The following is a 21,615-nucleotide window of genomic DNA, read 5'->3' on the forward strand; positions in this document are numbered from 1 at the left end:
CCCCGAGCTTCGGTTCGTCCCGGCGACGTCCCAGGCTCGTAGGCTGTGGCCATGACCAGAGCAGCCGCGCCCGACGCCGCCTACGAGCACCGCAGCTTCGGGGCGCCCGGCGCCGAGCGCACCGTGTTCCTGCTGCGCATGGGGGCCTCGGCGCTGTCGGACCCGCTGCCCGACGCCACGACCCGTCGCGACGCACGCATCGTGGCGATCGGACTCACCCTGGACGACATCGACGACCCGGTCGCCTACCGGGGCACGACCCCTGCAGAGGCGAGCGCGCGCGGGATCGCCCGGTTCGTCGACGAGGAGCGCGGGGACCGTCCGGTCGGAATCGTGGGCGTGGGCGCGGCCGGCGAGCTGGCCGTCAGGATCGCGGCGCTCGTCGGCTCGGGTGTGGACCGGCTGGCCCTCGTCGCCGTGCCACGACCGGAGTCGGAGCTCGGCGGTCACGAGGTCGCGGAGCTGCTCGCCGGGATCGCGGCCAAGACCCTGCTGATGAACGGGCGAGACGATCCGGATGCCGCGAGCGCCGCCGCACGCTGGTTCGCCGAGGGGCTGCCGTCCGCCCGCGTCGAGATGGTGCCGCAGACCGCCGACCCCGCGTCCCGCCTCGTGCTCGCCGAGGTGTGGGAGCGGGTGCTGTCGCACGTCGCCCCCGGAACCCTTCGATGAGGCGGATCGTCGTCCTCACCGGAGCCGGCATCTCGGCCGAGAGCGGGGTGCCCACCTTCCGCGGCGCCGACGGGCTGTGGGAGGACCACCGCATCGAAGACGTCGCCACCCCCGACGCGTACGAGCGCGACCCCGACACCGTGCTCGCCTTCTACGACGCACGGCGGCGGGCGCTCGCCTCCGTCGCGCCGAACGCCGCCCACCGGGCCCTGGCGCGACTCGAAGGCGCGATCGGCGACGACCTGCTCATCGTCACGCAGAACGTCGACGATCTGCACGAGCGCGCCGGCAGTCGCAACCTGGTCCACATGCACGGCGAGCTGCGCCGGGCGCTGTGCCTCGCGTGCGGTCGCCGGCCTGGGTGGGAGGCGGACCTCCTGGATCGCCCCGGCTGCCCCGCATGCGGAGAGCGGATGCTGCGCCCCGACGTGGTCTGGTTCGGCGAGATGCCGTACGAGCTGGAGCGGATCGAGAACGCGATCGTCGCGGCCGATGTCTTCGTGTCGATCGGCACGTCCGGCGCGGTGTACCCGGCCGCCGGCTACGTGGCGCTCGCGGCCGCCTTCGGCGCGCGCACGGTCGAGCTCAACCTCGAGCCGAGCGATGCCGAGGTGCCGTTCGACGAATCGCACGCGGGGCCCGCGAGCGTGCTGGTCCCGGCCTGGGCCGACGAGGCGATCGCCCTGCACAGCACCCGCTGAACGGCGAAGAGCGCCGGGCGGAGGCATCCGTCCGGCGCTCTTCGCGTCTGGGTGGCGCTACATCCGCCCGCCGCCCGACCGCACCCGCGACAGGGCGTCCACGGTCGCGGCGAGGATCAGCACGGCGCCGGTCACCAGCAGGTTGACGCCCGCGGGCAGGTTGAGCAGGCCCAGACCGTTCGTGATCGTCGCGATGACGAGCGCGCCGATCGCCGCGTGCATGAGGCGTCCCTTGCCGCCGAAGAGGCTGACACCGCCGACGACCGCCGCGGCGACGCCCGAGAGCACGATGTCGCGGCCGACCGTCGCGTCCACGGAGCCGACGCGCGCGACGCTCAGCAGCGCCGAGAACACCGCGAGGCTCGAGCAGATCACGAACGCCCACCACTTGATCCAGCGCACCTTGACGCCGGAACGGCGTGCTGCTTCGGCGTTGCCGCCGATGGCGTAGATGTAGCGGCCGAACTTCGTGCGGTCGAGCAGGAACGTGCCGAGCCACAGGATCGTCAGCACGACGGGCACGACGATCGGCACACCGGCGACCTCCACCACCGACTGTCCGCGGTTCTGGTTGAGCACGTAGACGACGGCCCCGCCGATCACCGCGATCGCGGCCAGCTTGATCCACACCATCGAGAGGGCGCGGTTCGGAACGCCGGCACGGGCGCGGCGCGCCCGGTCCCAGAACGATGTGCCCCCCGAGATCGCGAGCATGATCACGAGCATCGCCCAGCCGCCCCAGACCGGCAGATTGCCGTTCTGCAGCGCGATGAGCTCGGGCACTTCGAGACGGAACAGACCGCCGGGTCCGATGATCACCAGGGCGAGACCCTGGAATCCGAGGAACAACCCCAGCGTGACCACGAATGACGGGATGCCCACCCTCGCCACGAAGAAGCCGATGAAGGCGCCCGTGAGGAACCCGAACCCGAATCCGATCAGGAGTGCGAGCGGCCAGGGAATGCCGAACTGCGCGTTCAGCACGACGAACAGCGCCATGCCCACACCGCCGGTCACACCGGCGGACAGGTCGATCTCGCCGAGCAGGAGGACGAACACCAGCGCCATGCCGAGCACGACGAGCGTCGCCGCCTGGTTCAGCAGGTTGGCGAAGTTGCGCTCGGTGAGGAAGAACGGGCTCATGATCGAGAACAGCGCCCCGAGCACGACGAGGCCGCCGATGGCGGGCAGGGCGCCCATGTCGCCGCCGCGCACGCGCTGCCACCACGCCTGAAGCTGGTCGCCGACGCCGCCCTCCACGCCGCTGCCGATCAGGTCGCTCGCGATGGGGTCCGGTGCGGCCTCGGTCCGGGTGGCATTGCTGCTCATTCCGCGCCTCCTTCGGTGCGAACGGTCGACGTATCGAGGATCGTGACTCCGGCGGGCGCCTTGGTGCCGGTGATGTAGCCGACCACGTCGTCGCGGGTCGTCGAGGACGCCGGGATCTGGGCGACCATCTGACCGAGGTAGAGGACGGCGATGTCGTCGGCGACCTCGAAGACGTCCACCAGGTTGTGGCTGATGAGGACCACCGCGACGCCCTGCTCCGACAGGCGCTTCACGAGGTTCAGCACCTGCTCGGTCTGGGCGACGCCGAGGGCGGCCGTGGGCTCGTCGAGGATCACCACTCGGGCCTTCTTCAGTACCGCGCGAGCGATCGCGACGGTCTGCCGCTGGCCACCCGAGAGGCTCGACACCTTCTGGCGGACGGATTTCACCGTGCGCACCGAGAGGGAGCGCAGCGTGTCGGACGCCTCCTTCTCCATGCGCCCCTCGTCGAAGGTGCCGAATGTCAGCTCCTCGCGGCCGAGGAACATGTTCTGGACGATGTCGAGGTTGTCGCACAGAGCGAGGTCCTGGTACACGACCTCGATGCCGAGGTTCCCGGCGTCGCGGGGCGCGTGCAGGTCGCGGTGAACGCCGTCGATGAGGACTTCGCCCTCGTCGTACGGCTGCACGCCGGCCAGACCCTTGATGAGCGTGGACTTGCCGGCGCCGTTGTCGCCCACGAGGGCGGTGACCTTGCCGGGATGGACTTTGAGGTCGACGCCCTTGAGGACGCTGACCGGTCCGAACGATTTCTTCACGCCGACCAGTTGGATGATCGGCTCGACGCCGACCGTGGGGGTGATGGTGGATGTGTCTGACATGCTCGCTTCCTTGGGAGAGCCCGTGGTCCGGCGCGAAGGGGCGCCACGCCCGTGGCGCGACGCCCCCTCGCGGGATTCGGCCGAAGCCGATCCGGCTTAGTTGGCGGTGACTCCGTACTGCTCGCACGCGGCCATCACGTCGGGCGTGCAGACATCGTCGTAGTCGGCGTCGCCGGCAGCGACGACATCCTTCACCTTGTCGGGGCCGACGAGGATCGGCGTGACCTGGATGTAGGGCGTGCCGTCTTCGAGCTCGGCCTGCGACGTGACGTCGTCGCCCTTCAGCAGCGCGACGGCCGTGTCGACGGCAGCCGTGGCCTCGTCCTTGACGGGCTTGTAGACCGTGGCGGTCTGCCATCCGAGGAGGATGTTCTGCAGGCCCGCGACGTTCGCGTCCTGACCCGACACCGCGACGCCGGTCAGGTTGTTGTCCTGCAGGACCTTGATGACGCCCGCGGCGTTGGTGTCGTTCGCGACCCACACGCCGTCGACCTTGCCACCCAGACCCGTGAGGGCCTGCTCGAAGTTGGTCTGCGACTTGGCCTGGTCCCAGACCCCGGGAGGCTCGGCCGCCGCCTTGATGCCCGCGGCTTCCATCACCTCGACGGCGCCGTCGTGGAACATCGCCGCGTTGCCGTCCGTCGGGTCGCCGCCCATGTAGACGACGACGGCGCTGGCCGGGTCCTTGCCGGCGGCGGTGAGGCCGTCGAGGACGGTCTGGCCCTCCATACGGCCGACCTCGGTGTTGTCGAACGACACGTAGTAGTCCGCGCCCGTGAACGGGCGGTCGTAGGCGATCACGGGGATGCCTTCGGCCTTCGCCTTGGTGGCGACGGCCTCCGCCGCGCCCTGGTAGTCGACGAGCAGCATGACGCCGCAGCCCTGGGTGAGCTGCTGGTCGGCGATGGTCGAGTACTTGTTGACGTCGCCCTGCGCGTTCTGGATGTCGACGTCGAAACCGGCGCCCTCCAGCCCCTCCTGGAGGTACTTGCGGTCGAAGTTCTCCCAGCGCGGCGACGAGGCAGCGTCAGGCAGGATCACACATGCACGGTCCGCGCCGTCGCCGGCCGCCTCCGTGGAACCGCCGTTGCCGCCGCCGCCGTTCGAGCAGCCGGCCAGCATCACCGCGGCCGCGCCCGTGAGGGCGGCCACGGCGAGGATCGAAGACTTCTTCATCATTCGCCTTTCGTCGTTGAAGCGAACCAGCCCAGGATCGTCCCTGGTTTGTTCTCGCTGATGCGATCATCGACGACCAGCGTTCTTGGCGTCAAGTCTTGAACGTAACGCTTTGGCAACGCACAGGCTCGTGAGGCGGGGATGCTGCGAGGCCGCGGGCGGAGAGAGCGCTTACCGTGCAGAGTGCCCAGGTTGCGCGGCTCGAATGAGCATAATGCGCGGCCCGCAGTGGGGGCAGTTCGGAGTGACCACTCCGAGTGTTCGCCAAGTGAAGCCAGCGCGGCGCGTGGCGGCGTTCAGGCCCTGCCGGTGGCGGCGCGCGTGCGCCGCGAGAGGGAATCGACGATCACCGCGAGCACGAGCACGACGCCGGTGACCATGAACTGCACGGACGAATCGAGGTTCATGAGCGTGAGGCCCGACGAGATGGACTGGATCACCACGATGCCGACGAGCGCCGAGAATGCCGATCCGCGCCCGCCGAAGAGACTCGTTCCGCCGATGACGGCCGCAGCGATCGCGTTGAGGTTCACGTCGCCCGTGCCGGAGCTCTGGTTCGCCGACGCCAGGCGCGCCGCGGCCAGGATGCCGCCCACCGCGGCCAGCGTCGAGCACATCGCGAACACCGAGAGGTAGATACGGTCCACCCGGATGCCGGCGCGCCGCGCCGCTTCGACCGATCCGCCGACCGCGTACACGGCCCGCCCCCAGCGCGTGCGGGTGAGGACGAAGTTCATGGCGACGATCAGCGCGAGGAAGAACAGGAACATCACGCCCACGCCGCGATAGATGTTCAGGTACCAGGTGGCCACCAGCAGGAACGCGAGCAGCACGCCGGTGCGCACCGCGATCTCCGTCGTGCTCTGGCTCACGAGGTTCGCGGCCGCCCGCCGCCGCGCGCGGCGCAGGAGCGACCACGCGAACGCCGCCGCAGCGAGTGTCGCCACGACGTACGACGCCCAGGCGGGCAGGAACATCTGCTGCGCGAACTGCACCAGCCACGAGTCGAAGGGGATCGCGATCGATCCCGTCTCGCCGAGCACCCAGAGCTGCAGCCCGAGGAATCCCAGCAGGCCGGCAAGGGTGATGACGAAGCTCGGCAGCCCGAAGCGGGTGAAGAGATAGCCGTACAGCAGACCCACGAGGCATCCGACGGCGATCGCGGCCGCCAGCGACAGGATCAGGTTCCACTGCAGCTGCACGAACGTCACCGCCAGGACGGCGGCGGCGAGACCCGACACCGACCCGACCGACAGATCGATCTCGCCGACGAGCAGCACCAGGACGACGCCGAGCGCGATCGTGCCGATGGCGGCGCACTGCATCGTGAGGTTGACGAGGTTCTCGCTGGAGAGGAACACGGGGTTGAGCAGCTGGAACACGGTCCAGATGACCGCGATGCCCAGGACGACGGGCAGCGCGCCCAGATCGCCGCCCCGGATGCGCGTCACGAAGCCCTCCAGGGCCAGACGGATGCCGGTGCTGCTGAGGAGGCGGTCGTCCACCGCGGGCTCCGTCAGGCGCTCGTCGCCCTGCGCGCTCATCTGCTCCCGTCCCCGCGGGGTCTCGGGGTGCGACGCGAGCCGGCGTGCGGCATGCGGATCACCGTGCCGCCGTGACCCTCATCGGCAGCAGGCTCGGCGTCGCGCGGGTCGGCGGGCGCGGCATCCGTCCGCTCCGGCACGCGCCGCGGCGCCGGCGAATGGTCGACCGCACCGGTGATCGCCGCGATGAGCGTCTCGCTGGTGACGTCGGCGACGTTGTACACGCCGTTGTTGCGACCGAGGCGCAGCACGACCACGCGGTCGGCGACGGCCATGACGTCGGCCATGTTGTGGCTGATGAGGATGACGCCGTGACCGCGTTCGCGCAGACGCTCGATGAGGTTCAGCACCTCCGCGGTCTGCGCAACGCCGAGCGCCGCCGTCGGCTCGTCGAGGATGACGACACGCGGCTCGCCGATGAGCGAGCGGGCGATCGCGACAGTCTGACGCTGCCCGCCCGAGAGCGACGCGACCGGCACGCGCACGGACGGGATCTTCGCCGACAGCTCTCGCAGCAGGGTCCACGTGCGCTGCTCCATGTCGACCTCGTCGAGTGTGGCGCCGTCCCGGAGCTCGCGCCCGAGCCAGAGATTGGCCACGACGTCGAGGTTGTCGCACAGCGCGAGGTCCTGGAAGATCGTCTCGATCCCGAGCCGCTGGGCATCGGCGGGGGAGGCGATGCCGATGTCCTCGCCGTCGAACTCGATCGATCCGCTGTCGGGAGGGTGGACTCCGGCCAGCACTTTGACGAGCGTCGACTTGCCGGCGCCGTTGTCGCCGACGAGCGCGACGACCTCTCCCTCGTTGACCCAGAAGTCGACGTCGGTGAGCGCCTTGACCGCGCCGAACCGTTTGCCGATCCCGCGCATCGTGAGCACGCGCTCACGCGGCCGCCCCGTCCGCGGGTGCGTCATCGACATCCTCGCCCCGTTCTCATCGTCTCTCCCGGCCCCAGCCCGCCCCTGCCAGAGTCAGGACCCTACCCGATGCCGGCAGCTTCGCACGCATCGGCATACGCCGGCGTGCAGATGTCGTCGACGCTCCAGAAACCGTCGGCCACCACGGTGTCCATGATGTCGTCGATCGTGACCGCCACAGGATCGAGCAGCGTGGCGGGAGTCCCCTCGATCTCCAGGGGTGCGGTCACTTCCTCGCCGTGCAGCAGCTTGACGGCGACCTCGGCAGCGAGCTCCGCCTGCGGCTTGATCGCCTTGTACACCGTCATGTACTGGTCGCCCGTGAGGATGCGCTGGATCGCCGAGAGCTCGGCATCCTGTCCGGTCACGATCGGGAGCGGATCGACGTTCGCGACCCGCAGCGCCGCGATCGCACCGCCCGCCGTGGCGTCGTTGGCGGCGTAGACGCCGGCGATCGCGCGCCCGTGCTGGGCGATCTGTCCCGACACCCACTCCTGAGCCTTCTCGGGGCTCCAGCCCGGGGTGTCGTACTCCGCCAGCACGCGCAGGCCACTGTCGTCGATGATGCTGTGCGCGCCCCGCTTGAACAGCGCCGCGTTGCTGTCGGTCGGCGAGCCGTTGACCATGAGGATGCCGCTGCCGTCCTCGGTGGACCGCATCCCCTCGACGAACGCCGTCGCCTGCAGCACGCCGACCTTCTCATTGTCGAAGGAGATGTAGTACGCCAGGTCGCCGCCCGCGATCAGGCGGTCGTACGAGATCACCGGCACACCCTTGGCGTTCGCGGAGTTCACGATGCTGACGGCGGCGTTCGCGTCCACCGGATCCAGTACCAGCACTCCCGCGCCCGAGGTGAGTGCCGACTCCGCCTGCTGCTGCTGCTTCGCGGCGTCCTGGTCGGCGTTGGCGTACAGCACCTCGTAGTCGCCGAGCTCCGCCACCCGGGCCTCGAAGAGCGGCCGGTCGAACGTCTCGTAGCGCGCGGTCTTCGCGTCGGGCAGCAGCAGCGCGATGGTGTCGTCGGACGGGCTGACCTCCGCGGGCCCGGGATCGCCGGTGCAGGCGGCGAGCAGCCCCGCGGCGAGGAGGAGGACGCCGACCGCCGCGGCGCGGCGCCCGCTCGGGCGGCGCCGCGACCGATCGGGTCGGATGCGGGACATCGGACGAGCCTATGCGGTGATCGGCAGCGAGGACGCGGCGGGAAGCTGGGCGCTGACCGTCACGTGGTCCAGGGCGATGGCGATGGCGCCACGGGTCTCGGCCCATTCCCCGAAGGACGCGCCGACGATCTCAGGCAGCCCGTCGGCAGCGGGAAGCGCCGTGCGCTCGAGCGAGTGGCGCATCGGCGCCATCAGGATCTCGCCCGCCTGCCCCAGTTCACCGCCCACGACGATGACCTCGGGATCGAAGAGGTTGCACAGGCTCGCCGCGGCGATGCCGATGTGGCGGCCCGCGTCGGCGATCACGCGGCGCGCAGAACCGTCGCCGGCCTCGGCGGCGTGCAGCAGATCGCCGAGCCGGTGCATGCCCTCGCTCGGCGGGAACAGCGACAGCAGGGCAGGGCCGCCGGCATAGGTCTCGAGGCATCCGCGGTTGCTGCAGCGGCAGATGGGGCCGTTCTCGTCAAGGGTGACGTGACCGATCTGACCCGCCTTGCCGTTGACGCCGCGGAACAGGTCGCCGCCGACGACCAGTCCGGCGCTGATGGTGTGGCCGACGCGGATGAAGACCGACGACGCGGCGGCGCGGCCGTTGCCCTCCCGCGCCTCGGCGAGCCCGCCGAGGTTGGCCTCGCTGTCGACGTGCACGGGGCGGCCGATGCGCACGGAGAGGCTCTCGGCGACGTCGACGCCTTCCCATCCCCGCAGCAGCCCGGGCGTGGACACCATGCCGGTGCGCGGATCGATCGGCGCGGGCAGTGCGAGGCCGACGGCGAGGAGGTCGGTGAGCGATCCGCCGAGCGACTCCATCATGTCGCCGAGCAGCAGCGCGAGGCGGTCGAGCTCCGAGTCGTGACGGTGGTCGAGGGGGAGCGGGAGCGAGGACTGCGTGACGATCGTCCGAGCGGTGTCGGCGATCGCGATGTGGAGCTGCCGCGAGCTGTAGTGGACGCCGGCGACGAGACCCAGTCGACGGGCGAGCGACACGAGGGTGGCCCGGCGGCCGCTGCTCGTGGTGAACGACGTGTGGAGCAGGCCCGACGCCGTCAGCTCTTTGACGATGTTCGACACCGTGGCGGGGGAGAGCCCGGTGCTGCCGGCGAGCTCGATCTGCGTGAGGCGGCCATGTCGCTTGAGCGACTCGACGACACGCGCGCGATTCGCCTCGCGCAGCGAGGTCTGCGAGCCCGGCGGAGCTTGACGGCGTGCCACAGGTCACACTGTAGTCCACGCCGCTCTGCGTGGATCAGGCGGAGGCTTCTCGGATGCCCCGGGGCATTTCCCAGATCGGCCGCGGGTTCGCGACACCACTGCCGATCGCGCCGCGCCACGAGGGCTAGCATCGGTACGCCATGCACTCCGTCGTCGAGGCGCTTCGCGCCGCACTGCCGCCGCACACCGTCGCCACCGATGCCGAGACCCTCGACAGACTCAGTCACGACGACGCCGAGTGGGCCGATTACGGGCTCCCCGCCGCCGCGGTGTTCGCGTCCAGCCTCGACGACGTGGTGGCGGCCGTCCGCCTCGCGGCGGAGCACGGCGTGACGATCGTTCCGCGCGGGGCCGGCACCGGTCTCTCGGGCGGCGCGAACGCGACGAGCGGATGCCTCGTCCTCTCGCTCGAGCGGATGACGCGCATCATCGAGGTCGACGCCGCGGAGCGGTATGCGATCGTCGAGGCGGGCGTGCTGAACGACGATCTGCGCCGGCACGTCGCGGCGCACGGGCTCTGGTACCCGCCCGACCCCGCGAGTCAGGCGATCTCGACCATCGGCGGGAACGTGGCGACCAACGCCGGCGGCATCTGCTGCGTGAAGTACGGGGTGACGCGCGACTACGTCATCGGCATGACGGTGGTGCTCGCCGATGGCAGCATCGCGAAGCTCGGCCGCACGACGGCAAAGGGCGTCACGGGGTACGACCTGACCGGGTTGTTCGTGGGATCAGAGGGCACGCTGGGCGTCATCGTCGACGTCACGGTGAAGCTGCGACCACTCGGCGGACGCGAGGAGCGCGCAATCGTCGGCTACTTCCGGACGCTGACGGATGCCGGACGCGCGGTCGCCGCCGTGACCGAAGCGGGCATCGTGCCGTCGGCCCTCGAACTGATCGACCGCACGTGCCTGCACGCGGTGGCCCGGTGGCAGGGCTGGGACCTGCCCGAGGACGCGAACGCGCTGCTGCTGGCCAAGGTCGACGAGCCCGGCGCGCGCGGGGAGGAGCTCGCCGCCGCGATCGAGGCCCATTTCCGCACCGCGGGCGGCAGTCGCGTCGAGCGGGCGGAGGAGCCCGCCCACATCGACCAGCTGTTCGCGGCACGCCGACTCGCCTACCCCGCCCTGGAGCGGCTGGGGCCGGTGCTCACGGAGGACGTCTGCGTCCCGCGCGGCGCGGTTCCGGAGATGCTCGCGAGGATCGAGGCCGTGGCGGCCGACGCCGGCATCGTGATCGCCAACATCGCCCACGCGGGCGACGGCAATCTGCACCCGCTGATCATCGCCCCGGAGGGCGACGATGAGGCCAAGGCACGCGCGAAAGCGGCGTTCGATCGCATCGTCGACGACTGCCGCGCGCTCGGCGGCACGGTCACCGGCGAGCACGGCGTGGGACTCCTGAAGCTCCTTGGTGCAGCCGAGGAGCTCAGCCCAGTGGTGCTGGGGCTGCACCGCGCGATCAAGCACGCCCTCGACCCGGCCGGGATCCTGAACCCCGGCAAGGCCTTCCCGAACGGAGACTGAGATGCCCGCGATCCACGCAGATGACGGCGTGCGGCTGCACTACGAGGAGTCCGGCGATGCGGCCGGCCGCCCGGTCGTGCTGCTGGCCGGGTTCAAGGCGGCGGCCACCAGCTGGCGTCACCAGGTGCCGGCGCTCGAGCGCGCCGGCTATCGGGTGCTGTCGGTGGACCTGCGAGGGCACGGCGCCGCCGAGCGGCCGGCCGCCGGTGTCGACATGGCCCGCCGCGGCCTCGACATCCGCGACGCGCTCGCGGCCCTCGACGTGACGGGGGCCGTGCTGGTGGGCGGGTCGATGGGAGCGAGCAGCATCTGGTCGTACCTCGGTCAGGAAGGCTCTGAGCGTGTCGCCGCCGTCGTATCGGTCGACCAGACGCCGAAGATGCTGAACACGGCGGGCTGGCCCTACGGCTTCTACGGCTACACCGAGCAGAACGTCGACACCTACTTCGCGGCGGGCATCCCGCAGACGGGGCACGGCACGCCGATGCTCCGACGCGGCATGCGCCTCGTGCGGCTGCTGCAGGCCATGAAGGGCGGGGAGCGCGAACTCACCCCGGGCGAGCTGACGCTGCTGAACGACCACGCCAGGGCGGACTGGCGGCCGGTGATCGCCGCCACGAAGGTGCCGGTGCTCTTCGTGGCGGGCGCCGAGAGCGAGTTCTGGCCGAGCGCGCACGCCGCGGCCTCGGCCGCACTCGCGCCCCGCGGTTCGTCGGCGGTGATCGTGCGCGACGGTCATGCGGCGAACATCGAACAGCCGACGGCGTTCAACGCCGGACTGCTCGGCTTCCTCGCGCAGCTGCGCTGACCCCCGGTGACGCCGCCCGCCTCACGGGCGGAGGCAGCGCAGCGCGCCGCACCTACTCGCGCAGGCGCACCAGCCGCTCATGCCCGGTCTCTTCGAGTTCGGCGATCGACTCGCGCGCCTTCACGAAGTCATTGAACGAGCGATAGCCCAGCGCCTTTTCACTGAACGACGGGTCCATACGCCGCATGTGGGTCTTGACCGCCGAGCTGTGCAGCCACTCCGAGTCGTCGTTCTTGTCGTGACCGAGCCGGAGCGCCCGCTCCAGCAGACGCGTCGCCGTCTCCTGCGGATCCTCGGCAGGCTCTTCGACCGGCTGCGGCGGCTCGGGTGCCGCCGGCTCAACGCTCGCCGCGACCGTCTTCGACGACGCGCGGCGATTCGTGCGCTTGGGAGGGGCAGCGGTCTCCAGCGCCTCGTTGAGCGCCGCCTCGATCTCGGGCGCCGACGGCGGCGGGGTCGCCACTGTCGTGTCGTCCGCGGGGGCGGTGACGGTGGGGGCCTCGGACGTGACGACCTCGGGCGCCACGGCCTCTTGAGCCGCGGCATCCGTCGCCTTGCCCGCTCCGCGTCGTCCCCCCGAGCGCGGCGCGGAGGCGGCCGCAGCAGCGGTGCCCGTCTCCTTCGCCTTCGTCCCACGGGTCGAGGCGGCCTTCGCCTTCGCCGGCGCCTTCTCGAGAGCCTTCTCCGGCGCCTTGACCGCCTTGGCAGGCTCGCGCGAGAACCGCGGCACCCCCGGCAGCGAGTCGTATGCCTCGAACTCGTCGCACGCGGCGGCGAGCGACTTGGCGGTCGACCCGGCTACGCCGACGCCCACCACGTAGCGGCCGAGTCGCTTGCAACGCTGGGCGAGGGGGACGTAGTCCGAGTCGCCCGCGACGATGACGACGTGCGTCAGGTCGGGCAGCCGGAACATGTCTTCGACGGCGTCCACCGCGAGGCGGATGTCGGCGCCGTTCTTGGCGTAGGCGGCCGCGGGAAAGAGCTGCACCAGGTCGACCGCACGGGCGACGAGCTGCGACCGGTAGATCGCGTTGACGGGGGCCGACCAGTCGGCGTAGGCGCGCGTGAGCACCAGCGTGCCGAAGGATGCCGCGAAGTCGATGATCGCGCCGACATCGATCGTCGCTGCCGAGAGGCGCTCGGCGATCTCGGGATCGGCGGGATTGTCGGCGATGCGCTGGCGGTCGCGCGAGTATGAGTTGCGGCCGTGGACGCGGTCGTACCACGACATCACGATGTTGTCGAAATCGAGATACACCGCGACGCGGGCGTTCTGAAGATCGGGCATGTCAGTCCTCCCCGGGGTAGTGCACGCCGACGAGCGTGCGGATCTCATCGAGCGTCTCCATGATCGCGACGGTCTCGTCGATCGGCAGGACGTCGGAATCGGTGCGACCCTCTGCGAGATAGCGCCCGGCAGCGAGCGCCTGGTACTGCATCCCGCGGCCTTCGATCTTGGAGACGTAGTCCTCGAGGACGGTGCCGTCGGGGGAGACGACGCGGAAGGAGGTCGGCGTGTACCAAACCCGGGCGATCTCGAGGCGGGCCTCGGTTCCGATGATCGCGGCAGTGTTCGGACCGGCAGCGCGAGAGGCCGACAGCGTCGTCGAGAGCGCGCCGGATTCGTGGGCCATGATCGTGGCGATCTCGGTGTCGGCTCCGGTGTCGCCCAGGCGTGCGGACGCGACGATCGACAGCGGCTCGCCGAGGATGTCCCATGCGAACGACACCGGGTAGATTCCGAGGTCGAGCAGTGCGCCGCCGCCGAGTGCGAGGTCGTTGAGCCGGTGGGTGGGATCGCTCGTGATCCGCTGGGTGTGATCGGCGGTGACGGCGCGGATCTCGCCGAGCGCGCCGGATGCCACGATCTCCCGGATGCGGACCATGTGGGGCAGGTACCGCGTCCACATGGCCTCCATCGCGAGCAGGCCGCGGTCGGCCGCGGCGTCGCGGACCGCTGCGGCTTCGGCGGCGTTCAGCGTGAACGGCTTCTCGACGAGAACGTGCTTCCCCGCCTCCAGCGCCATCAGGGCGTTGGCGGCGTGCATCGGATGCGGCGTCGCGATGTAGACGATGTCGACGTCGGGATCGGCGACCAGGTCCTCGTAGGAGCCGTGGGCATGGGGGATGGCGAAGTCGGCGGCGAAGGCATCCGCGGTCTCGCGCCGGCGGGATCCGACGGCGGCGACATCGAGCCCGGCGGTGCGCAGATCGCTCGTGAACGCCCGTGCGATGCCACCGGGTCCGAGGATGCCCCAGCGGGGGGACGATGGTCCGGCGGACGGCCGGTCCGATGAGAGGCCCGGTGAGGGGGACGTCGAGGTCATGAGACGAGGCTACTGGCGCGAGAGCGCCTGCGCCTGTCGGCTACCCGGCGACGGTCGCGGGCACACGCGTCGCGTCGGCGCTCTCGCCGATCCCGTCGAGAGCGCGCGCGAGGTCGTCGACGATGTCGCGCGCATCCTCCAGCCCGATCGACAGGCGCACCGTCGTCGGTCCGATGTGCGCTTCGGCGAGCTGCGTCGGCGACATGTGGCTGTGCGTCATCGAGGCGGGGTGGGCGACGAGGCTGCGGGCGTCGCCGATGTTGGCGACGAGCCGTACGACCTGCAACCGCGAGATGAACGCCTCGACGAGGCGGAAGTCGGCCTCCGGGTCGCCGGTCGCCGGCAGGTCGAACGCGAAGACCGAGCTGACGCCGCGGGGCAGGTAGGTCTGCGCCTGCCCGCGCCACGGGCTCGAATCGAGGCCGGGGTGGTGCACCCGCGCGACGGCGGGGTGCGTCTCGAGGTACCGCGCGACAGCGAGGGCGCTCTCGGTGTGGCGCTGCATGCGCAGGTCGAGCGTCTCCAGGCCCTGCAGCAGCTGGAAGGCGTTGAAGGCCGACAGCGAAGGTCCCAGGTCGTGGACGTACTTCGTCTTGACCAGGGCGATGTAGGGCGAGCCGGTCTCTCCGAAGCGCTCGACGAGGCTTCCGTCCGGAACGCGCGGGTACGTCTGCGTCAGCTGGGGCCACCGCTCCGGCTCGGCGCTGAAGTCGAACGTGCCGAGGTCGACGACGACGCCGCCCAGCGACGTGCCGTGGCCGCCGAGGAACTTCGTCGCGGAGTGCACCACGATGTCGGCGCCGAAGTCCTTCGCGCGCTGCAGGTACGGCGTCGCGACGGTGTTGTCTATCACGAGCGGCACGCCAGCCTGCTGGGCCACCGTGGCGACGGCCCCGAGGTCGAGCACCTGAGCGATGGGGTTCGAGATGGACTCGGCGAACAGCGCCCGGGTGGTGGGGCGGACCGCGGCCGACCACGCATCGATGTCGTCCTGGTCGACGAAGGTGACCTCGATGCCCCAGTCGGCGAACGTGTCCTGCAGGAGGTCCACCGTGCCGCCGTACAGCTGGCGCGCGGCGACGATGTGCTCGCCCTGCTTGGCGAGGGCGAGCAGAGCCACCGCGACGGCCGCCTGACCGGATGCCACACCCGCGGCGCCGATGCCGCCTTCGAGCTCGGCCACGCGGCGCTCGAACACGAGCACGGTGGGGTTGGCGGCGCGACTGTAGATGTTGCCGTCCTTGCGCAGCGCGAAGAGGTCGCGCGCCTCCGCGAGCGAGCGGAACTCGAAGCCATTGGACTGGTGGATGGCCGGAACGGCGGTGTTCTCAGCCACGCTGGAGTCGAACCCCGCCTGCACCTGAGCCGTCGCGAACGAGCGAGGGGCGGCCTGGCGAGGCGAGGGATCGTTGTCGGTGGCACGAGGCATGCTGACCATTGTCGAGCCGCGCGGCCTGCGCCGCCGCGTCGTGTGTCGAACTGTTGCATCGGCGGCCCTGACCCGGCCGTGCGGCGGTAGCCCGCGCGCGGGCGAGAATAGACAGGTGGCGCAGCTGATCACCCCCCGAGAACTCGACCGCCTTCTGCGCACCGGCAGTGTGCGCGTGCTCGACGTCCGCTACCGGCTCGACCACCCGGACGGCAGCGCCGAGCACCTCGACGGCCACGTTCCCGGCGCCGTCTACGTCGACATGGAGACGGAGCTGTCGCGCCACGGCCGGCCCGAGGACGGCCGTCACCCGCTGCCGCCGACCGACGCTCTGCAGGCGGCGGCGCGGCGCTGGGGCATCCATGACGGCGACACCGTCGTCATCTACGACGACGACCGGTCACTGGGCGCCTCTCGGGCGTGGTGGCTGCTCACCCGCTCAGGCCTGGTCGATGTGCGACTCCTCGACGGCGGGCTGCGGGCGTGGATCGCCGCCGGCCTGCCGCTCGAGACCGGCCCCGTGGTGCCCGAGTCGGGGGATGTCTCGCTCGCTCCCATCGCCGAGCCGGTGCTGTCCATCGACGAGGCGGCGGCGCTCGCCGCCTCGGGAGTGCTCATCGACGTGCGCGCCGCGGAGCGGTACCGGGGCGAGGTCGAGCCGGTCGATCCGATCGCGGGCCACATCCCGGGCGCGGCGAACCTTCCGACCGGCGCCTACATGGACGGTGAGCGGTTCCGGGATGCCGCGAGCCTGCGTGAGCTGTTCCGCGGCGTCGGCATCGTCGACGGCGTCGCCGCGGCGGCGTACTGCGGCTCCGGCGTCACGGCCGCGCAGGCGGTGTTCGCGGCCGAGCTCGCGGGGCTGCGGCTCGGCATCTACCCCGGCTCGTGGAGCCAGTGGACGAACACCCCGGGACGCCCGATCGCGACCGGCGCCGCGCCCGCGGAGATCACCGCCACGGTGTGATCGCGGCGGTCAGGGCACCAGCGTGATCTTGCCGTCGACGCCCGCCTCGATCGCGCGATGCGCGTCGGCCGCGTCGGCGAGGGCGAACGACGGTCCGAGCTCCACCGAGAAGCGCCCGGCGGCCATCAGGGCGGTCGCCACCGGCACGGCCTCGGTGCGCCAGACCTGCTGCTGCGGGGTGAGCGGCTGGGGGGACCCTCCCGAGAAGGCACGGATGCCCAGGCCCGCGGCATCCCGTCCCCGCACCAGTGTCGCGATCCGCTGCCGATCGGGCACCAGTTCGATGGAGGCCTCCAGCGCCTCGTCGGTGCCGGCCGCGTCGATCGCCACCGTGACCCCGTGCGGGGCGACATCGCGCACGCGGTCGGCGAGCCCGTCGCCGTAGGTGACGGGGGTCGCCCCCAGCGCGCTCACGCGATCGAATCGGCGCTCGGACGATGTGGCGATGACGGTGGCGCCCCACAGCACGGCGAACTGGATGAGGGCCTGGCCGACAGCACCCGAACCGCCGTGGACGAGGAGCGTGTCGCCGCTTCCGACACCGAGTGACCGGAGCGTCTGATACGCGGTGCCGACGGGGATGCCGAGGGCGGCGCCTTCCGCCGCGCTCACGTGCGGCGGCCGGGCGAAGACGCGGTCGGCGGCGACGAACACCTCGGTCGCGTACGCACCGGAGGCGCCCGCGAAGACCACCGGGTCGCCGGCGCGGAATCCGTCCACCTCGTCGCCCACGGCGAGCACGACGCCCGCGCCGTCGCCGCCGACGCGACGTGGTTCGGTGATCTCGCCCGACGCCCGCGCGCCGGAGCGCAGCTTCGCATCGATCGGGTTCACGCCCGCCGCCGTGACGCGGATCGCCACCTCGCCGGCCTTCGGAGCGCGCTGTGGCACGGGGATCTCGTGCAGCACCTCGGGGCCGCCGAACTCGGTGTACACGATCGCTGTGGTCATGGCGGGGGCAGCTCCTGTCGTCGAGGCGGGTGTTCGCGCGAGCTCTGCTCTCGTCGAGTGCCTAGCCCTGCAGCGCCCGCTGTATCCGCTGCAGCGACACGGGCTCCGCCGTGCCGAGGGACTGAGCGAACAGGCTCACACGGTACTCCTCGAGCAGCCACCGTGCGTGCACGAGCGACACCGGGGCGTCATCGACGGGCGGAATGGCGCCGCCGGCCTCTGCGAAGACGGTCGCGGCGCGCTCGAACTCCGTCATGCGCTGCCGGTCGCGACCGGGGTTGTCGGGGAGCGTCCGCACGCGGTCCCGCGCGCCCCGCAGGTACCTCGGAAGGTGCGCGAGGCGTGCTGTGCCGGTGCGTGACACGAAACCGGGGAAGACCAGACCTGCCAGCTGCCCCTTCACGTCTTTCAGCGCGCCCAGGAGGGTCAGCGAGTTGCCGTCGCGCATCGCCTTCTCGACCTCGCGCGCCGCGGTGAGAATGCGCGCGACCAGCGACACGGCTTGGAAGAGCTCGTCCACGACAGCGCCCGAGAGCGCGTCGCGCACGGCTTCGAAGCCCCCGCGCGTGCGCACCAGAGCGTCGGGAGCCGTACGGCTGATGACAGCATCCGCCACCGCCGCGCGGCAGTCCTCGATCAGCGCCTTCGCCGACGGATACGGGGATGCCGCGAGCGCGAGCTTCTCGGCGGACGTGAGGTGCTCGAGCACGTACGCCGTGGGGGAGGCGACCGAGAGCAGGACGAGCCGTCGCACGCCCGCCCTCGTGGCGCGGGCTGCGGCCTCGGGGGTGGTCTCGATGCGCAGCGCGACGGAGGTCTTCTCGTCCACGATGGCCGGGTATCCGCGCACGACGCCACCAGCGACCTTCGTGTCGACGACCTCGGGGAGGTCGCCGAACGTCCAGTCGGTGAGGCCGGTCTGCTCGACGAAAGCGGACTCGGGGCGCGCTGCGCCGGCCGGCAGGCCCGCCGACCGCGGTGCGGGCGTCGCCGCCGCTCGGGCAGGACCGGACGCGGGTGCCGACGCGCTCAGCGAGCGCGACACCGAGGCCCGCGCACGGTCGGCGAGACGCGCCTGGAGGACCGTGAGATCACGGTCGGAGCCGACGGCGCGCCCCCGCTCGTCGACGGCGCGGAACGAGACCTGCAGGTGGCCGGGCACGCGTTCCATGTCGAAGTCCGCGGCGCTCACCGGCTGGCTCGCCACGCGCTGGATGCGCGCGGCGAGCGCCTCGCGCAGCTTCACCGGCGGCAGTCCCGCATGCGATTCCGGGCCCTGCCCGGCGAGGTCGGCCGAGAAGGTCGCCGCCCAGTCGGCCGCGGGCACCACGTGGCGGCGGATCGACTTCGGAAGCGACCGCAGCAGTGCCGTGATGAGCTCATCCCGCATGCCCGGCACCTGCCAGTCGAACCCGTCGGGTCGCAGCTGGGCGAGGAGCGCGAGCGGCACGACCGCCGTCACGCCGTCGTCCGCCGCGCCGGGCTCGAAGCGATATGCGAGAGAGAGCACCTGGTCGCCCTGCGTCCACCGTGCCGGGAAGTCCCGCTCGTCGCCGCGGGACGCCTCGTCGACGAGGTCGGCTTCGGTCATGTCGAGCAGGCGGGGCGTGCGCGCCGACGCGTCGCGCCACCAGGCCTCGAAGGAACGTGCGTCGAACACGTCGCGGGGGATCCGCGCATCGTAGAAGCGGTAGACGGCCTCGTCGCCGACGAGGATATCGCGGCGCCGCTCGCGCTCCTCGATCTTCTCGAGGCGGCGGCGCAGCTCGAGGTTCCGCCGCTCGAAGGCGGTCAGCCGCTTGTCGAGGTGCGTCGAGTCCCACTCGCCCTCGACCAGTGCGTGGCGCAGGAACAGCTCCCGCGCGAACGGCCGGTCGAACCGCGCGAGCTGCACGCGCCGCTTCGGCACGATCTCCAGCCCGAACAGCGTGATCTTCTCGTAGGCGGATGCCGCACCCGACGCCTTGGACCAGTGCGGCTCGCTCAGCGACCGCTTCGCGAGGTCGCCCGCCAGGGGCTCGGCCCACGCCGGATCGATCGCCGCGACGGTGCGCGCGAACAGCCGGCTGGTCTCGACGACCTCGGCGGCCATCACCGCACTCGGGCGCTTCTTCTTCAGGCCGGAGCCGGGGAAGATCGCGAACCGGGTGCCGCGTGAGCCCACGTACTCGGCGCTGCGACGCTGCTCGGCGCGTTCGGAGCGATCGGCCGCGCGGCCCCGCGTGGCGGTGCCCGCGGTGCGCTCGTCGAGGATCCCGAGCTGCGAGAGCAGACCCGAGAGGATCGCCTTGTGCACGTCGTCGGCGTCGGCGGCGGCAGCAGCCGTCCCTGAGCCTGTCGAAGGGCGGGGCGCCTTGACGAGCGTGCTGAGCTGCCGATGCACGTCGGCCCACTCCCGCACGCGCACGTAGTTGAGGTGCTCGGCGCGGCAGAGCCGCCGGAACGCGCTGGAGCCCAGCTCGGACTGCTTCTCCTGCAGGTGGTTCCAGAGGTTGAGGAGACTGAGGAAGTCGCTGGACGGATCGGTGAACCGTGCGTGCAGGCGATCGGCTTCCTCCCGACGGTCTTCGGGCCGCTCCCGCACGTCCTGGATCGACAGCCCTGCGACGATGGCGAGCACGTCCCGCAGGACGCCGGTGCGGCGGGCTTCGACGAGCATGCGCGCGAAGCGCGGGTCGATCGGCAGCCGCGCGATCTCGCGGCCGAGGTCGGTGAGGGTCGGGTGACCGCGGTCGTCGCCGTCGCCGCTTCCCGCCCGCGCCCCGGTCCCTGAGCCTGTCGAAGGGCGCACGGCGCCGAGTTCGACGAGAAGGTCGAACGCCGCCTTCACGCCGCGGGAGTCGGGAGGCGTGAGGAAGGGGAACGACGAGATGTCGCCGAACCCGAGGGACAGCATCTGCAGGATCACCGAGGCCAGGCTCGTGCGCAGGATCTCGGGCTCGGTGAACTCGGGGCGGCTGTCGAAGTCCTCCTCCGAGTAGAGGCGGATCGCGATGCCGTCGCTGGTGCGTCCCGCGCGGCCCGAGCGCTGCTGCGCGGAGGCCTGTGACACGGCTTCGATCGGCAGGCGCTGCACCTTGCTGCGGTTGCTGTACCGCGAGATGCGCGCCGTTCCGGTGTCGACGACGTAGCGGATGCCCGGCACCGTGAGGCTCGTCTCGGCAACGTTCGTCGCGAGGATCACACGTCGACGGATGCCGGCGACCCGCGACCGCTCGAACACGCGGTGCTGCTCGGCCGCCGACAGGCGGCCGTACAGCGGCAGGACTTCGGTGGGTGCGGCATCCTTCGCGTACATCCCGCGCACGGCATCCGCGGCGTCGCGGATCTCGGCCTCGCCCGGCAGGAACACCAGCACGTCGCCCGCCGACTCACGGTCGAGTTCGCGCAGCGCCGAGGTGATGCCGTCGACGTCGTCCGACTCGTCCGCGTCTCTGGCGGCGCGCGCCGGCGGGCGGTAGCGGATCTCGACCGGGTAGGTGCGTCCCGATACCTCGATGATGGGGGCGGGCGTGCCGTCGGGCTTCGCGAAATGCTCGGCGAAGCTCTGCGGATCGATCGTCGCGCTCGTGATCACGACCTTGAGGTCGGGACGCTTCGGCAGGATCCGCCGCAGGTAGCCGAGCAGGAAGTCCACGTTGAGGGAGCGCTCGTGCGCCTCGTCGACGATGATCATGTCGTACCGGCGCAGCAGCCGGTCCCGGTGGATCTCGTTGAGCAGGATGCCGTCGGTCAGCAGCGCGATGCGCGTGTCCTCCGACACCTTGTCGGTGAAGCGCACCTTGTAGCCCACGGTGGAGCCGAGCGGCACCTGGAGCTCTTCGGCGATTCGCTCGGCGATCGTGCGGGCCGCGATCCGGCGCGGCTGTGTGTGGGCGATGCGGGAGCGGCCCAGTTCCAGCGCGATCTTCGGCAGCTGCGTCGTCTTGCCGGATCCGGTGGCGCCGGCGACGATCACGACCTGGTGGTCGCGGATCGCCCGCGCGATCTCATCCCGCGCGGCGCTGACGGGGAGCTCCGGCGGGAACGAGATGACGGGTTCGGGCGCAGACATAGCCTTCGATCGTATCGCGTG

The 21,615-nt window shown here is 71.3% G+C and carries 17 protein-coding genes; 5 read left to right on the forward strand and 12 right to left on the reverse strand.

Features of this window, described 5'->3' with window-relative positions; translation table 11 throughout:
- The first annotated feature begins 51 nt into the window (after positions 1 to 51).
- Together NCG93_RS00625 and NCG93_RS00630 are read left to right on the forward strand one after the other, a co-directional pair.
- Complete coding sequence (locus NCG93_RS00625) at positions 52 to 672, forward strand: hypothetical protein (RefSeq protein ID WP_194413513.1); 621 nt, start codon at positions 52 to 54, stop codon at positions 670 to 672.
- Positions 669 to 1,373: an NAD-dependent deacylase gene (locus NCG93_RS00630; RefSeq protein WP_194413514.1), complete on the forward strand. Its 705-nt coding sequence runs from the start codon at positions 669 to 671 to the stop codon at positions 1,371 to 1,373. Before NCG93_RS00625 ends, NCG93_RS00630 begins: the two co-directional genes overlap by 4 nt.
- A 57-nt stretch (positions 1,374 to 1,430) precedes the next feature.
- Here NCG93_RS00630 and NCG93_RS00635 read toward each other — a convergent pair whose 3' ends face one another.
- The 7 genes from NCG93_RS00635 to NCG93_RS00665 all read right to left on the reverse strand — a co-directional run bounded on the left by NCG93_RS00635 (position 1,431) and on the right by NCG93_RS00665 (position 9,532).
- Entirely contained in the window at positions 1,431 to 2,702 is a 1,272-nt protein-coding gene (locus tag NCG93_RS00635; RefSeq protein WP_194413515.1) for a sugar ABC transporter permease, read from the reverse strand.
- Complete coding sequence (locus NCG93_RS00640; RefSeq protein WP_194413516.1) at positions 2,699 to 3,523, reverse strand: ATP-binding cassette domain-containing protein; 825 nt, start codon at positions 3,521 to 3,523, stop codon at positions 2,699 to 2,701. Before NCG93_RS00640 ends, NCG93_RS00635 begins: the two co-directional genes overlap by 4 nt.
- Positions 3,524 to 3,619: 96 nt before the next feature.
- Positions 3,620 to 4,702, reverse strand: coding sequence for a sugar ABC transporter substrate-binding protein (locus NCG93_RS00645; protein ID WP_241741614.1), 1,083 nt, complete (start codon positions 4,700 to 4,702; stop codon positions 3,620 to 3,622).
- A gap of 293 nt (positions 4,703 to 4,995) precedes the next feature.
- Positions 4,996 to 6,243: a sugar ABC transporter permease gene (locus NCG93_RS00650; protein ID WP_194413517.1), complete on the reverse strand. Its 1,248-nt coding sequence runs from the start codon at positions 6,241 to 6,243 to the stop codon at positions 4,996 to 4,998.
- On the reverse strand, positions 6,240 to 7,163 hold the full coding sequence (locus tag NCG93_RS00655) for an ATP-binding cassette domain-containing protein (RefSeq protein ID WP_241741615.1): 924 nt from the start codon (positions 7,161 to 7,163) through the stop codon (positions 6,240 to 6,242). The genes NCG93_RS00650 and NCG93_RS00655 overlap by 4 nt, the downstream gene beginning before the upstream one ends.
- A gap of 59 nt (positions 7,164 to 7,222) precedes the next feature.
- Positions 7,223 to 8,320, reverse strand: coding sequence for a sugar ABC transporter substrate-binding protein (locus tag NCG93_RS00660; RefSeq protein WP_194413519.1), 1,098 nt, complete (start codon positions 8,318 to 8,320; stop codon positions 7,223 to 7,225).
- Positions 8,321 to 8,329: 9 nt separating this feature from the next.
- Positions 8,330 to 9,532 (reverse strand): ROK family transcriptional regulator, encoded by a 1,203-nt coding sequence (locus tag NCG93_RS00665; protein ID WP_194413520.1) that lies wholly within the window; start codon positions 9,530 to 9,532, stop codon positions 8,330 to 8,332.
- Between the two features lie 140 nt (positions 9,533 to 9,672).
- Here NCG93_RS00665 and NCG93_RS00670 point away from each other — a divergent pair, with 140 nt between their 5' ends.
- Both NCG93_RS00670 and NCG93_RS00675 read left to right on the forward strand, forming a co-directional pair.
- Complete coding sequence (locus NCG93_RS00670; protein WP_194413521.1) at positions 9,673 to 11,058, forward strand: FAD-binding oxidoreductase; 1,386 nt, start codon at positions 9,673 to 9,675, stop codon at positions 11,056 to 11,058.
- Between the two features lies 1 nt (position 11,059).
- A complete protein-coding gene (locus NCG93_RS00675; RefSeq protein WP_194413522.1) occupies positions 11,060 to 11,866 on the forward strand; it encodes an alpha/beta fold hydrolase in 807 nt (268 codons plus the stop codon).
- Between the two features lie 52 nt (positions 11,867 to 11,918).
- Here the strand turns inward: NCG93_RS00675 and NCG93_RS00680 are convergent, their stop codons facing one another.
- From NCG93_RS00680 to NCG93_RS00690, 3 genes are read right to left on the reverse strand one after another with little or no spacing between them, the layout of a single operon-like run.
- Positions 11,919 to 13,154: an NYN domain-containing protein gene (locus NCG93_RS00680; protein WP_194413523.1), complete on the reverse strand. Its 1,236-nt coding sequence runs from the start codon at positions 13,152 to 13,154 to the stop codon at positions 11,919 to 11,921.
- Position 13,155: 1 nt separating this feature from the next.
- The gene (locus NCG93_RS00685) at positions 13,156 to 14,193 is read right to left on the reverse strand and encodes a Gfo/Idh/MocA family protein (RefSeq protein WP_194413524.1); all 1,038 of its coding nucleotides are present in this window, start codon (positions 14,191 to 14,193) and stop codon (positions 13,156 to 13,158) included.
- A gap of 40 nt (positions 14,194 to 14,233) precedes the next feature.
- A complete protein-coding gene (locus tag NCG93_RS00690; protein ID WP_194413525.1) occupies positions 14,234 to 15,622 on the reverse strand; it encodes an O-acetylhomoserine aminocarboxypropyltransferase/cysteine synthase family protein in 1,389 nt (462 codons plus the stop codon).
- 115 nt (positions 15,623 to 15,737) lie between these two features.
- Here NCG93_RS00690 and NCG93_RS00695 point away from each other — a divergent pair, with 115 nt between their 5' ends.
- Positions 15,738 to 16,589: a sulfurtransferase gene (locus NCG93_RS00695; RefSeq protein WP_194413526.1), complete on the forward strand. Its 852-nt coding sequence runs from the start codon at positions 15,738 to 15,740 to the stop codon at positions 16,587 to 16,589.
- A gap of 9 nt (positions 16,590 to 16,598) precedes the next feature.
- Here NCG93_RS00695 and NCG93_RS00700 read toward each other — a convergent pair whose 3' ends face one another.
- Together NCG93_RS00700 and hrpA are read right to left on the reverse strand one after the other, a co-directional pair.
- Complete coding sequence (locus tag NCG93_RS00700; protein ID WP_194413527.1) at positions 16,599 to 17,540, reverse strand: quinone oxidoreductase family protein; 942 nt, start codon at positions 17,538 to 17,540, stop codon at positions 16,599 to 16,601.
- A gap of 61 nt (positions 17,541 to 17,601) precedes the next feature.
- Positions 17,602 to 21,594 (reverse strand): ATP-dependent RNA helicase HrpA, encoded by a 3,993-nt coding sequence (hrpA, locus tag NCG93_RS00705; RefSeq protein ID WP_194413528.1) that lies wholly within the window; start codon positions 21,592 to 21,594, stop codon positions 17,602 to 17,604.
- Positions 21,595 to 21,615: the final 21 nt, after the last annotated feature.

This window comes from Microbacterium yannicii (genome assembly GCF_024055635.1).
GTDB lineage: Bacteria > Actinomycetota > Actinomycetes > Actinomycetales > Microbacteriaceae > Microbacterium > Microbacterium yannicii.

Excerpts from the sequence above, each read along its gene's own strand:
- NCG93_RS00660 (WP_194413519.1), bottom strand. The coding sequence starts at position 8,320 with ATGTCCCGCATCCGACCCGATCGGTCGCGGCGCCGCCCGAGCGGGCGC.
- NCG93_RS00680 (WP_194413523.1), bottom strand. The coding sequence starts at position 13,154 with ATGCCCGATCTTCAGAACGCCCGCGTCGCGGTGTATCTCGATTTCGAC.
- NCG93_RS00640 (WP_194413516.1), bottom strand. The coding sequence starts at position 3,523 with ATGTCAGACACATCCACCATCACCCCCACGGTCGGCGTCGAGCCGATC.
- NCG93_RS00650 (WP_194413517.1), bottom strand. The coding sequence starts at position 6,243 with ATGAGCGCGCAGGGCGACGAGCGCCTGACGGAGCCCGCGGTGGACGAC.
- NCG93_RS00700 (WP_194413527.1), bottom strand. The coding sequence starts at position 17,540 with ATGACCACAGCGATCGTGTACACCGAGTTCGGCGGCCCCGAGGTGCTG.
- NCG93_RS00655 (WP_241741615.1), bottom strand. The coding sequence starts at position 7,163 with ATGTCGATGACGCACCCGCGGACGGGGCGGCCGCGTGAGCGCGTGCTC.
- NCG93_RS00625 (WP_194413513.1), top strand. The coding sequence starts at position 52 with ATGACCAGAGCAGCCGCGCCCGACGCCGCCTACGAGCACCGCAGCTTC.
- NCG93_RS00685 (WP_194413524.1), bottom strand. The coding sequence starts at position 14,193 with ATGACCTCGACGTCCCCCTCACCGGGCCTCTCATCGGACCGGCCGTCC.
- NCG93_RS00630 (WP_194413514.1), top strand. The coding sequence starts at position 669 with ATGAGGCGGATCGTCGTCCTCACCGGAGCCGGCATCTCGGCCGAGAGC.
- NCG93_RS00690 (WP_194413525.1), bottom strand. The coding sequence starts at position 15,622 with ATGCCTCGTGCCACCGACAACGATCCCTCGCCTCGCCAGGCCGCCCCT.
- NCG93_RS00635 (WP_194413515.1), bottom strand. The coding sequence starts at position 2,702 with ATGAGCAGCAATGCCACCCGGACCGAGGCCGCACCGGACCCCATCGCG.
- NCG93_RS00645 (WP_241741614.1), bottom strand. The coding sequence starts at position 4,702 with ATGATGAAGAAGTCTTCGATCCTCGCCGTGGCCGCCCTCACGGGCGCG.
- NCG93_RS00670 (WP_194413521.1), top strand. The coding sequence starts at position 9,673 with ATGCACTCCGTCGTCGAGGCGCTTCGCGCCGCACTGCCGCCGCACACC.
- NCG93_RS00675 (WP_194413522.1), top strand. The coding sequence starts at position 11,060 with ATGCCCGCGATCCACGCAGATGACGGCGTGCGGCTGCACTACGAGGAG.
- hrpA (WP_194413528.1), bottom strand. The coding sequence starts at position 21,594 with ATGTCTGCGCCCGAACCCGTCATCTCGTTCCCGCCGGAGCTCCCCGTC.